Raw genomic sequence first — 12,428 nt, 5'->3', positions numbered from 1 at the left:
ATTATCAAGTGGCTTGGGTATAGCTGCATCAACACACCTTGAATTCGGCTCGCTCAGATAGCTCTGAAACATGCATTTTGAAGTAACATGAGTATAAACCTATTTATTGCCATTCACCTGATTCCAATTGCAAAATTAACTCTACAGCTCTGATTGGTTTTTTTCGAGCCCAATGACTTTGCAACAATTCGTCTGAAACACTACTAAACGTGGCTTTTTCTGCACATTTTAGGGTATGTTTAAAATTCATTAAACCATCAAAGCCCAAATTATAGGAAAGTGTCACTAAAGAAGCTAAGCGAGGAGAATTGCAACTTTTTGTATCAATAGATATTTGGATCATATTTTGCAATAAGCTAAGATCATTAGCCAATAGCATTTCAGCTTCATCTTGTGTCACCCCATAAGAATCAAGTTTTCGACCATAACCGATATATAGCTCTTTAGTATCGGTAGAATAAGGGTAACGGCTAAAACCTTCGTGTTTTTTTATTTGTTCAAGAGCACGTTTCATAGTTAAAAAAACCCGATAGGTTATTAGCCTTCGGGTTATGTATTATTTGATTATAATTAAAAGCTTGTTCAGCATAATTAAATCATAATATTTCTAACTTAAATTAACAGGTCAATTTCGACCTCAGTGTCATTTAATTATTATCTACCAAATATTTTTGCAACTGCTCTTTGAGATTTGGAGGAACGCCTTGGATTGTTAAAGTATCTGAATGCTCATTATAATGAATTCGCTCACCTAAATGTTTACGTTCAAAACTAATACTCACACCCGCTCCCATTCCTGAGAACTTTACCATGCTTGTTACCGTTTTTTTATCTACAGGGAAACTCTCTTCTAACTCATAGCTTTGCTCTTTATAGAAAGTATCGAAATCAACACCATCACTTTTACTAATGGTGTCTGATAAAGCATCAACTTGCGCATCAGAGCCCGTAGTAACACAATCGCTACAATATTCAAAAACCTGCTTACGTAAATCTGTTTTCTCTTGTTTATCGTATTCTTGTTCACTTAAATAGTCTTCAACGGCTTCAAGCATCACTTTGCTTTGATGTTTTGCATCAATGCCTTCTTCACACCCTAAAAAATCTAAAAAGAAATCAGCTACTTTTCGACCAGCACGCCCTTTAATAAAAGAGATATAACGATTAGACTCAGGATCCGCAGACCATTGTTGTAAGTCTATTCTCGCAGCAAGTTGCATTTTACTGATATCTAAATGTCTTGATGCCGCTAAATCTAATTCAGATGTAATAGAGTAATGATCTTTAATGTTGACCATAGCAATTAACATATAATCAGTTGCAACATATTGATAATGACAAAAAATTAAATAGCCTGTTTCATTAAATGCATATTTATTTAATTCTTCTTTTAGAATCTCTGTCGCTTGCTCTGTCATATTCCAAAAATGTAAATCTCCCATGCGATAACTTTGCATAGCAGTTGCCACAGAGCCATTTTTTTCACCGCTAAAACCACAAAAACCTTTTCCTGGTTTACCGTTATAGGCGTGATGAAGTTGCTCAATAAAAACATTGACCTTATCATTCACTATCATTTCATCATTTCTTAAATGAATTTCAATTTTTTCGTCTTTTTTGTCGACATAATGAACGACTAGCTTTTGAACTTCAGTTGTCATCTTTGTTTTTTGCGCCTCAAATGTTAATATTCAAACAATTTTTTTTATAGTAGAACTTTTAATGCCAATTCAGTCAAAATACACTAATAAAGAAGTAGAAGTTATCATTGATGAACTAATCAATGTACTCTCTTCTCATAATGCACCTGTAGATCTTAGCTTAATGTGCTTAGGTAATGCTATCACGCATATCGTAAAAGAGCATGTTCCTGAGCCACAACGAGCAGAATTAACAAAAAACTTTGCTAATGTACTTACACAGTCTATAAAACAATAATTATATAGTTTAATTTCTTTATATTAGCTAATTATCGGTAAAATAAATGAATCTATCTACACAAAGTCCTTTTTCATCAAAAGCAAGTCAGTTATTAAGTTGGGGCCATTGGTTTACATTTGCCAATATATGCCTCGCTTTATTGATTAGTCTTGCTTATTTATTTTCCGATACAAGCCCTAATACTACTATGGGCTCAATTTATATGATACTGACTTGGTTAGGTCATGTTGGTTTTATCACCTTCTTAGGGTTTGTGTTAACAATATTTCCTTTAAGTTTAGTATTTCCTTATCCAAGACATATTCGTGGCATGGCGGCTATTTTAGCGAGCTTTGGTGCTTCTTTGATGGCTTTTGATGCTTATGTATTTTATAACTTAGGTTATCACTTAAGTACATCGGCCTTACCTCAAATAGTCTCTTTAGTTTGGCATACTATTTCTTCATCCCCGATTGTTGCGACCTTTTCTGCTGGAGCATTTGTTTTAATCGTTCTCAGTTTTGAATTAATAATAAGTAATTATACCTGGCAGCATTTGAATAAATTAAAACAGTTGAGTTTTGGCAAGATTTTCACAGGAATATTATTAACGAGTTTTGCCTTAAGCCATTCAATACATATTTGGGCTGATGCAAATTTTAAGTTTGATATTACAAAGCAAGATAATATTTTACCTTTATCATATCCTACAACAGCTAAAAGCTTGCTTGCAAAAAATGAATTACTTGATTTAGAACTTTATAAACAAGCTAAAACCGAACAATTAGAAACATCTCATGCTGCATATTTATTACCCACAAATATAAAATATTGTCCCAAACAAGTAAAACCTCTAACTGATATATTAATATTTGAAAACAATGAAACACTTGAACAATTTTTACAAGTCCAAACAACATCTCTGAGCCAAGTTGAACTTTTTTTACAACCGACATCTCATGAAGATTCAGTATTCAACTTGCTCTATGGATTACCGGCCTTTTATAAAAAACCAATTTTATCGAAAAAAACGATCCCTGCTTGGATTGGAAACCAAGGAATATCCATTTCAGGTTTTGAAAGTTTTAGCTTTATCCCTAATGATGAAAATGCAGCCATGAGGATAGTTGCAGCAAATAGAGATACAAAAGTACGTATCAATGCGAAACATATTATAGCCTTTTCTCTTTCACCAAAACAAACCGTACCAGTCACTGTTAGTTCCGTATATGTTAACGATAAATCGCTTTCAAACAACAGTGATTTATTACAGCCTATGGACATACTCGCAACTGTATTAGACCAATATTGGTCATGTGACGATTTAATAAAGCAAACATTAATTGGTAGAAATATTTATCATAAACATAACGGAACAGGCATAAATTATACACAAGGTGTATTTATAGCCTACAAAAAAGATAAAATAACCTTGATCGAAGCTGATGGTTCATATAAGAATATATCTGCGGCTCAAGGGTTCTTACTTGATAATAACTTTGATGTGCCATTTTTGGTAGAAAGCATAAAAAGGTTGAAACGTTTTATAGGTAATTAAACATAAAATAAATCTGGAGTATGTATGGGACAAGTTATATGTAGATATAAACATTATCGGTTTATTCTTTTTGCTTTATATACGCCATATACTGTATTAGCCAATACAACTTCAACTAATTTTTATCAATGTGAAACAGATAAAGGGGTTATTTTCAGTCAACTTCCTTGCTCTAAAGATGCTAAACTTAAGAAGATTTCTACATTTACTCCTAGAAAAATACGCAATACCAACACTGATATAAAAAGCTTAAATAAAATTCAATATCAACAACGCTTACAGATTGTCGAGTCAAAATTATCTTCAAGTCAAAATAAAGTACGAGTTTTAAAACGAACCCAGGCAAAAAAACAAGTACATGAAGAACAAAAGTTAGAACGTATGATGTCTAAACAAGACAAAATCATAACAAAAAAACAAGTAGAGCTAGCATTAAAAAAAATAAATAAAAAATACAATAAACTTGTAAAAGTGGAAGAGAAAAATTTAAGCCATTTAACTAAAGAGCTTAAAAAGTTTCAAAAGAAGAAATAAACTCAGCTATAAATTGAATATATATTGCCTTAATATTTTAGCAATTTAAAATGTATATACTGTGCCATGATTGTAAGCAAAATTACTTAATGTCTTTTTTTAACAACAAACGAAACAAATTCTATTTTAAAACCAAGCATGTCTTTTTAAATTTAATACTTACATTACTATTTTGTACCAGTTTAAATGTTTATTCCTTTTCTTTTACCGAGCAGAAAATCCAGTTCAATCACCCTATAAATACTAATATTGATAAACTCTGTAAAGTCGCTAATTCAACGAAAAACTATCTTAATAAAGGTAACATATACGACCCAAAAGTGATCCATAGCAACGTACTGACTAAAATGGGCATTACTTCTGCTAAAATTAAACAATCATTATCATTTATATGTAAAGTTCATAAAGAAGACCTAGCAGCTAATCGCCCTGAACGACTATTAAATCCAGACTTTATTCAAAGAAACTTTAAATTTATAAATTGGAAACCCGATACTTTACACGCACAAAAATTGTCTCAAAATAAAAAGTTATTAATAAACTTACCTAAAGATAAAATATTGATGACAAAATATTATATTCATCAAGCTAAAGCACGTTTAAATAAATCAAAAAAACACCCCTATGCACTATACAAATTACCACTTGATGAAAGTAATTTAACTTTAGAGCAAGCGCAAGAAAATACAACTTTAACGCGCTATAAATATACCAAACAAGAAATATTAAAAGGTGTTTTAGACTCTCCCAAACAAGCTGAACCTTTAATATTCTTATCTAGAAAAGATTTAGAGTCATCATTAATGCAAGGTACTGTGGTAGCCGATGTTAACGGTGAAAAAAAAGTATTTAATGTGCATAGAAATAATGGCATGGGTTATGATCGAAAAATAAAACCTTATGAACAGAACCGATATTGGTATTTTAAGCAAGTTCAGGGCATTCTTGGCTATGGTAAAGATGCCAATAACAAAGTGACCGTTATCCCTGAAGTCACTTTTGCGGGTGATATCTATAAACTTGGTTTGGGGCATTTATTATTTACTCAATTTGATTATAAAAGTCATAGTGAATACAAAATGGCTATTTTGGCGGATACAGGTGGTGCATTTGAAAATAACCTATATCAATTAGATTATTTGTCTGGCAGTTATGGTGGATTCAAAGAATATGCAGCCGCTAATCGGCATTTACCTGATTATATTTCAGTATGGTTTATGTTATTAAAATAGGTTATGGTTATTTAGAGCATAAACTCCAAAGGGTGAATAATGAATTGTGAATTCCAAATTGCTGAATACATATTAAAGGGCTTCAATAATCACTTTTCATTATTTAAAGCCGTTACCCGAAAAGCCCATAAAGCATTTTCTGAAGCTAATTGGCAAGATAGTCATCAAGCAAATAGTGACCGAATTAGCTTTTATGATAAACGTGTTAATGAAACAATTTCAAAATTGAAACAAAACTTGCATATAGGGCTTGATGATAAGCTTTGGTTAAAAGTACGTGCTACTTACCAAGAATACCTTCAATTTCATCCGCAAGCTGAACTTGCTGAATCATTTTATAATTCTGTTTTTTGCCGTTTATTTCATCGCAGTTATTTTAATAATAATTTCATTTTTGTTGAAACGACAATTAAAGAGAATATTCCGGTACCTATTGAATCCGAATATCAAAGCTACTTCCCTGTTATTAAAAGTTTGAAACCCACAATTAAAGACATTATTAAGCAGTTTGATTTTAAAGTACCTTTTATAAATTTATCTCGAGATATCAATTTACTAGTTAAAGCCTTTTTAAAACAATCATCTAACACTCACCATAAAGCATATCAAATGCGATTTGATATTCTAAAACAACCTTTTTATCGAAATAAAGCTGCTTATATTATAGGTCGAGTAGTATCAAAAAGTGGCATTCAACCTTTTATCATCCCTGTATTACATGACAAAGGAAAAGGTTTATTTTTAGATGCCTTATTAACTGACTCTGATCAAATGCGTGTTATATTTGGTTTTGCTCGTGCTTATTTTATGGTTGAAACGTCAGCACCTTCAGCGCTTGTTAAATTTTTAAATCAATTAATGCCAAATAAAACGTCTGCCGAGCTATACAATGCGATAGGTTTTCATAAACAAGGAAAGACACAGTTTTATCGAGAACTGCATCAGCATTTAAAAACAACAAAAGATAAATTTTGTGTCGCTGCGGGAACAAGAGGTATGGTGATGATGGTGTTCACATTACCTTCTTTTCCTTATGTATTTAAAGTGATCAGAGATAAATTTGGCGAAGGAAAGCCCTTTGGTAAAAAAACCGTATTACAAAGATATCAACTCGTAAAACAGCACGATAGGGTTGGTCGTATGGCTGATACAATTGAATACTCTGATGTTGCATTACCGATAAATCAATTTAACCCTCAACTATTAACTGAGCTAAAAAACACTATCGGTTCATCATTAGAGTTTGATAAAGATTTGGTGATTATTAAACATATGTATATTGAGCGACGTATGATCCCACTAAACTTATATTTAGCTGATGCACCTAAGGATTCAATTAACCGTGTAATGAATGATTACGGTAAAGCTTTAAAAGATATGATAAGTGTCAATATTTTTCCTGGTGATATGTTATTAAAAAACTTTGGATTAACAGATCATAACCGCGTCGTTTTTTATGATTATGATGAAGTACAATATTTGACCGATATGAACTTTCGTGCCTTTCCTAAGTCTGATAATTATCATGACTACTTACTCAACGATATAAGCTTATCTGTTGCACCACAAGATGTATTTCCTGAACAACTCACCACATTTGTAACGACTAACCCTGAAGTTAAACAATCTCTTGAGTCCCAACATCCTGAACTATTAGATGTTAATTACTGGATAAATGCGCAACAAAAAATAAAAGAAGGACAATTTAAAAATATTTATCCTTATCCGACAAAACAACGTTTTGTATTTTTATAATACTAGCAGTTTACGTTATTAACCGTTAGTATCATTCATATAATTAATTTAAATTAACCTCGGCAATTATTTAATGAATATCAATAAAATAGATCTCAATTTATTAGTATACCTTGATACATTATTGAGAGAGTGTAATGTTACACGCGCAGCCAATCAGCTCAGCATTACACAACCGGCAATGAGCAATGGTTTAAAGCGATTAAGGAACTTACTTAACGACCCTATTCTAGTCAGAACCAGTGATGGTATGGTGCCGACAGAAAGAGCCAAAGAGCTTCAACCCGTGATCCGAGGGGTTTTACTTACATTAGAAGAAACATTACAACCCAATCGAGACTTTGAACCAAGTAAAAGTCGACGTGTATTTCGTATCATGGCAAGTGATTATGCTGCAAGTACATTAGCACCTAAACTGCTTAATAAACTTCAATTACATGCTCCTGATACAACATTAGATATCGTAACACCGAGTGATGTTACATTCCACGATGTAGAAAATGGCAAAGTTGATATGGCAATCAATCGCTTTGATAACCTACCACAATCCTTTCATCAAAAAAGAATTTGGAAAGACAGTTTCTCTTGTTTAGTAAACTCTAACAACCCCGTAATAGAAAATTTCAGTTTAGATTCATATTTAAAAGCCAGACATATTTGGGTTAGCAAAACAGGTTTTGGTGTTGGTGTTGGCATGGATCCTGCCGATATACAAAAGCTAGGCTGGGTTGATGAAGCCTTAGCTAAATTTGGCAAACAACGTAATATAGCCTCTTTTACACGTAATTATCATGTCGCAATTCATTTAGCCAAAGAGCAAAATTTAATCGCTACCTTACCATCAAAAGTGGCTAAGATTTATCAAAACAGCGCAGATATCAAGATTTTGGATGCTCCTTTCCCAATAGCGCCATTTGAACTTGATATGATTTGGAGTCCATTACTCCATAGAGACGCAAGTCATATTTGGTTAAGACAACAGATATCAGAAGTTGCGCAAGAACTTCAATAATAAAAAATAAAGGGGTCGGAGTTAATAGAATTTAAATTATTAACTTACTCAACTATCTATTCTTTAAATATAAATTTAAGCAACTAATTACAAAGTAATTTATAAAATAATAAATTATAATTTATGAGAAAATTCGCAAATACAATAATTAATGTACTCCGACCCCTTTTTTGGTTTTACTCATTAATAAAGGCCAACACTTGTTGACCTTTGTAACTTTGGATAAAGCGCAGTAATTTTTTAATTAATAAATTTAGCCAGTGTTGCTACTTGATCTAGCATACGATTTGAAAAACCCCATTCGTTATCGTACCAAGCCATTACTTTAACTAATTTACCATCAACTTTTGTTTGCGTTGCATCGAAAATTGAAGAAGCTGGATTATGATTAAAATCAATAGATACAAGTGGTAACTCGTTGTACTCAAGCACGCCTGCCATTGCACCTTCAGATGCAGTTTTAATTGCTTCGTTTACTTCTACAATTGAAGTATCACGAGATACGATTAAAGTTAAATCAACAACAGATACATTAATAGTTGGTACACGTACAGCCATACCATCTAATTTACCAGCAAGTTCAGGTAATACTAAACCAACAGCTTTTGCAGCACCTGTTTTAGTTGGGATCATAGACTGTGTTGCACTACGAGCACGGTATAAATCAGGGTGATAAACATCAGATAAGCTTTGATCGTTAGTGTAAGCATGAATTGTTGTCATGCTACCTTGCTCAATACCAATTTTATCATTTAATGCTTTAGCTACTGGCGCTAAACAGTTAGTTGTACAAGATGCATTTGAGATTATAATGCTATCTGATGTTAATACTTCACTATTCACACCATGAACAACGGTTGCATCTAAATCAGAACCTGGTGCAGAAATAATTACACGCTTTGCACCTGCTTTAATATGTTTTTCAGCTGCATCACGACTTGTGAATAAACCTGTACATTCTAAAACAATATCAATTTCTAGCTCTTTCCAAGGTAAATTTTCTGGATCTCGTTCTTGTGTAAGGATTATTTTATCTTCAGCAACAATCAACGTTGTACCATCAAGTTTTACTTTTTGATTAAAACGACCATGAACAGAGTCAAATTGTGTTAAATGCGTGTTTACATTTGCTGGTGCTAAATCATTAATCGCGACAATTTTAATTTCTTCACTACGGTCTGATTCGTAAAGGGCACGTAATACATTGCGACCAATTCGACCATAACCGTTAATTGCTATTTTAATCATTTTTTATTCCCCTTAAAAACTATAATTTACTTGCTTGACGTGCTAATTCTTCAATCTCAATCCAGTTTTTATCTTTAATTAATTGCTTATCAAGCATCCAAGTACCACCAACGCACACGACATTATCAAGTTCTAAAAACTCTGATGCGCTTGCTAAGTTGATTCCACCTGTTGGACAAAATTTAATTTGTGGCAGTGGCCCTGCAATTGATTTAAGCATAGGCACACCACCCGCAGCTACTGCTGGAAAAAATTTAAGATATTTGAATCCATGTGCTGCTAAGTTCATTACTTCACTGGGTGTTGCAGCACCAGCTAAAAATGGGATATCTGTTTCTTTAGCTAATTCTAATAGTTCAGCATTTACACCCGGACTAACCATAAAGTCAGCGCCGGCTTCCACTGATGCATTAAAAGTTTCTTTATTGATAACAGTACCCGTACCAACAAAGGCATCTGGAACCGCTTGCTTAATCAGCTTTACAGCTTCAGCAGCAATAGCTGTTCTTAATGTGATCTCTAATGTTTTAAGGCCACCGTTATAAAGCGCTTGTGCCAATGGCACTGCGTCTTCTAAATTTTCGATTACAACTACAGGAACTACGGGTGCTGCTGTTAATATTTTTTCAATAGTCATTCTTGTTATTTTCCTGTTTATGGGTAAATAGAACCAAATGCACTGGCACCTAAATCCGCACTACTTACTGTTTGGCGTAAGCCTTCAAATAATTCTCTACCAGTACCAAATGTCAACGTTTGCTCTGATATCTCGTGTTCTCTATTAGCTAATTCTTCATCTGAAACATGTAATACCAACTCTCCATTCGGTGCATTTAATGAAATAATGTCCCCTTCACGGATTTTAGCTATCATGCCGCCTTCAATTGCTTCTGGTGCTAAATGAATTGCAGCTGGTACTTTACCTGATGCGCCTGACATACGGCCATCAGTTACAATAGCAACTTTAAAGCCTTTATCTTGCTGTGATGCCATTATAGGCGTTAACTTATGAAGCTCAGGCATGCCTTTAGCTTTAGGTCCCTGTTCTTTAATCACTGCGATAAAGTCTGTTTCTAATTCACCATTTGAAAATGCTTGCTGTAAACCAACTTGCGAATTAAATACTTTTGCAGGTGCTGTTACTACTTGATGCTCTGCAGCTACTGCAGATACTTTAATAACGGAATCACCTAAATTACCTTTTAATAATTGCAATCCCCCTTGAGGGCTAAATGCATCGGTATAAGGCCTAAGTACTTCTTCATCTAAAGATTTTTCTACACAATCTACCCAGTCTATTTTTACAGGGCCAGTAGAATCAGTAATGATCACATTTGCATTATTTACTATACGCGGCTCTTTTGCGTAGTCATTCAAGCTATCACCAACAATTGTTTTAACATTTTCATGTAACATTCCTGCACTTAATAATTCTCTAATTAAAAAGCCCATACCGCCTGCTGCTTGAAAATGATTAACATCAGCATGTCCATTTGGGTAAATACGAGTAAGTAAAGGCACAACTTCTGATAAGTCAGCCATATCTTTCCAAGTCAGTTCAATACCAGCCGCTTTTGCGATAGCAACTAAATGAATCGCATGGTTAGTAGAACCACCTGTTGCTAATAAGCCAACTAAACCATTTATAATCGTTTTTTCGCTCACAACATCAGATAAACTGTTTGCATCTTTCGTTTCTATAAGTTGTTGCAACATAGTCTCAGTTGCATTGGCTGTTAAGCCATCTCTTAATTCTGTGTAAGGATTAATAAATGAGCTACCAGGTAAGTGCAGTCCCATTATTTCCATTAGCATTTGGTTACTATTTGCTGTTCCAAAAAAAGTACAAGTACCAGCACTGTGGTATGAAGCACTTTCTGCTTCTAATAATTCTTCACGTCCAATTTTACCTTGTGCAAACTGTTGACGAACACGTGCTTTTTCTTTATTCGCTAAACCTGAAGCCATAGGACCTGCGGGCATAAAAATCACAGGTAAATGACCAAATGATAAAGCACCAATTAATAGACCTGGTACAATTTTGTCACATACACCCAAACAAAATACGCCATCAAATACATCATGTGATAATGAAATTGCTGTAGACATCGCAATAACATCACGAGAAAAGAGAGATAACTCCATACCGTCACGGCCCTGAGTTACACCATCACACATTGCAGGTACACCACCGGCAACTTGCACAGTTGCATTATATTTATTTGCTACTGATTTGATTAAATCTGGATAATCTTTATACGGCACATGTGCTGAAAGCATATCATTGTAAGAATTGATAATTGCTAAATTGGGTTGTACATCGTCTTTTAATAAATCTTTTTCGCCTGGACTACAAGCTGCCATTACGTGGGCTAAATTACCACACCCTAAGCCTGTTCTTACTCTTGTTTGAGTTTTTGCATGAGACATACGTTCAAGATATGCTGTTCTAGTTACTTTACTTGCGTTAACTACGCGTTCAGTTACTTCTTTAATTCGACGGTGAAGCATATATTTACTCTTTTAAAAATTCGATTCTCTTCTCTTTGGGTATTAAAGTTTCGAGAAAAATAGTGAGAAATTTAAGAGAAAAGGCTCGATATCAACTTATACGACTCCACGTATAAAATTGATATCAAGCACAGTAATTACCCGTTCAAAGGTACGGTATAAATTATGTCTCTCACAATCACAACCTGACACCGGTGTCATTATTAACTCACGTTTATGACACCGGTGTCAACTGTATAATTTAAATTTAGTAGAATTTTTTAAATTTTGCGAATTATTTATTTTACGATTTGATATGAACATCATGATTTATTTAAATGTCATTAATATTAGAAGAATGTCACAACATTAGGGGCTGTTGATCTTTCAGGGTTAAATTTTGTTCGAGATAAAAGCATTTTAGTCGCGGCGAGTAGTGTGTCGCCTAGTCATTCTAAGTAAATACGACTCAACAAAGAATAAAATGCTTTTAGCCGAATCCTTCGGACAGCGTTTGTTGGGTATTTTTACTGCGTTATCGCCTTTTTATGTGGAACAACCACATGACAAAGCCTCTGCCTTGTATAAATACCCAACAATTCGCTGCAAAAGTAATCTCGAAAGATCAGCAGCCCCTAGAGCACCGATCAGTTTAAAGTATGGCCAAAAATCACACATA

12 protein-coding genes are annotated in these 12,428 nt (G+C 33.8%); 7 read left to right on the top strand and 5 right to left on the bottom strand.

Translation table 11 applies throughout. The annotated features are described in order from the left end of the window. Positions 1-103: 103 nt before the first annotated feature. On the bottom strand, positions 104-514 hold the full coding sequence (locus CJF42_RS22510) for a glycoside hydrolase family protein (RefSeq protein WP_095368809.1): 411 nt from the start codon (positions 512-514) through the stop codon (positions 104-106). Positions 515-647: 133 nt separating this feature from the next. Continuing rightward, positions 648-1,661, bottom strand: coding sequence for a nucleoid-associated protein YejK (gene yejK / locus CJF42_RS22505; RefSeq protein ID WP_095368808.1), 1,014 nt, complete (start codon positions 1,659-1,661; stop codon positions 648-650). A gap of 61 nt (positions 1,662-1,722) precedes the next feature. Between yejK and CJF42_RS22500 the strand changes: the two genes are divergently transcribed. The 6 genes from CJF42_RS22500 to CJF42_RS22475 all read left to right on the top strand — a co-directional run bounded on the left by CJF42_RS22500 (position 1,723) and on the right by CJF42_RS22475 (position 8,011). Next, entirely contained in the window at positions 1,723-1,938 is a 216-nt protein-coding gene (locus tag CJF42_RS22500; RefSeq protein WP_095368807.1) for a YejL family protein, read from the top strand. 46 nt (positions 1,939-1,984) lie between these two features. Further along, on the top strand, positions 1,985-3,478 hold the full coding sequence (locus CJF42_RS22495) for a DUF3413 domain-containing protein (RefSeq protein WP_095368806.1): 1,494 nt from the start codon (positions 1,985-1,987) through the stop codon (positions 3,476-3,478). A gap of 24 nt (positions 3,479-3,502) precedes the next feature. Next, complete coding sequence (locus CJF42_RS22490) at positions 3,503-4,012, top strand: hypothetical protein (RefSeq protein WP_095368805.1); 510 nt, start codon at positions 3,503-3,505, stop codon at positions 4,010-4,012. 320 nt (positions 4,013-4,332) lie between these two features. Beyond that, positions 4,333-5,244, top strand: coding sequence for a hypothetical protein (locus tag CJF42_RS22485; protein ID WP_252097705.1), 912 nt, complete (start codon positions 4,333-4,335; stop codon positions 5,242-5,244). 39 nt (positions 5,245-5,283) lie between these two features. Then, the gene (gene aceK, locus CJF42_RS22480) at positions 5,284-6,999 is read left to right on the top strand and encodes a bifunctional isocitrate dehydrogenase kinase/phosphatase (protein ID WP_095368803.1); all 1,716 of its coding nucleotides are present in this window, start codon (positions 5,284-5,286) and stop codon (positions 6,997-6,999) included. Between the two features lie 73 nt (positions 7,000-7,072). Further along, positions 7,073-8,011, top strand: coding sequence for a LysR family transcriptional regulator (locus CJF42_RS22475; protein WP_095368802.1), 939 nt, complete (start codon positions 7,073-7,075; stop codon positions 8,009-8,011). Between the two features lie 240 nt (positions 8,012-8,251). Here CJF42_RS22475 and gap read toward each other — a convergent pair whose 3' ends face one another. From gap to edd, 3 genes are read right to left on the bottom strand one after another with little or no spacing between them, the layout of a single operon-like run. After that, the gene (gene gap, locus CJF42_RS22470) at positions 8,252-9,259 is read right to left on the bottom strand and encodes a type I glyceraldehyde-3-phosphate dehydrogenase (RefSeq protein WP_095368801.1); all 1,008 of its coding nucleotides are present in this window, start codon (positions 9,257-9,259) and stop codon (positions 8,252-8,254) included. A gap of 19 nt (positions 9,260-9,278) precedes the next feature. Beyond that, positions 9,279-9,896: a bifunctional 4-hydroxy-2-oxoglutarate aldolase/2-dehydro-3-deoxy-phosphogluconate aldolase gene (eda, locus tag CJF42_RS22465; protein ID WP_095368800.1), complete on the bottom strand. Its 618-nt coding sequence runs from the start codon at positions 9,894-9,896 to the stop codon at positions 9,279-9,281. 17 nt (positions 9,897-9,913) lie between these two features. Next, complete coding sequence (gene edd / locus CJF42_RS22460) at positions 9,914-11,770, bottom strand: phosphogluconate dehydratase (protein ID WP_095368799.1); 1,857 nt, start codon at positions 11,768-11,770, stop codon at positions 9,914-9,916. A gap of 415 nt (positions 11,771-12,185) precedes the next feature. Between edd and CJF42_RS28210 the strand changes: the two genes are divergently transcribed. Next, the coding region (locus tag CJF42_RS28210) for a hypothetical protein (RefSeq protein WP_141235632.1) at positions 12,186-12,428 on the top strand (243 nt) is incomplete at its 3' end.

Source organism: Pseudoalteromonas sp. NBT06-2 (assembly GCF_002276045.1).
Classification (GTDB): domain Bacteria; phylum Pseudomonadota; class Gammaproteobacteria; order Enterobacterales; family Alteromonadaceae; genus Pseudoalteromonas.
Note: the sequence above shows the minus strand (reverse complement) of the source record. Positions and strands in the feature narration are given on the sequence as shown.

What these genes read in the sequence shown, in the direction of transcription:
- CJF42_RS22510 (WP_095368809.1), bottom strand. Translation starts at nt 514, where the DNA reads ATGAAACGTGCTCTTGAACAAATAAAAAAACACGAAGGTTTTAGCCGT.
- yejK (WP_095368808.1), bottom strand. Translation starts at nt 1,661, where the DNA reads ATGACAACTGAAGTTCAAAAGCTAGTCGTTCATTATGTCGACAAAAAA.
- CJF42_RS22500 (WP_095368807.1), top strand. Translation starts at nt 1,723, where the DNA reads ATGCCAATTCAGTCAAAATACACTAATAAAGAAGTAGAAGTTATCATT.
- CJF42_RS22495 (WP_095368806.1), top strand. Translation starts at nt 1,985, where the DNA reads ATGAATCTATCTACACAAAGTCCTTTTTCATCAAAAGCAAGTCAGTTA.
- CJF42_RS22490 (WP_095368805.1), top strand. Translation starts at nt 3,503, where the DNA reads ATGGGACAAGTTATATGTAGATATAAACATTATCGGTTTATTCTTTTT.
- aceK (WP_095368803.1), top strand. Translation starts at nt 5,284, where the DNA reads ATGAATTGTGAATTCCAAATTGCTGAATACATATTAAAGGGCTTCAAT.
- CJF42_RS22475 (WP_095368802.1), top strand. Translation starts at nt 7,073, where the DNA reads ATGAATATCAATAAAATAGATCTCAATTTATTAGTATACCTTGATACA.
- gap (WP_095368801.1), bottom strand. Translation starts at nt 9,259, where the DNA reads ATGATTAAAATAGCAATTAACGGTTATGGTCGAATTGGTCGCAATGTA.
- eda (WP_095368800.1), bottom strand. Translation starts at nt 9,896, where the DNA reads ATGACTATTGAAAAAATATTAACAGCAGCACCCGTAGTTCCTGTAGTT.
- edd (WP_095368799.1), bottom strand. Translation starts at nt 11,770, where the DNA reads ATGCTTCACCGTCGAATTAAAGAAGTAACTGAACGCGTAGTTAACGCA.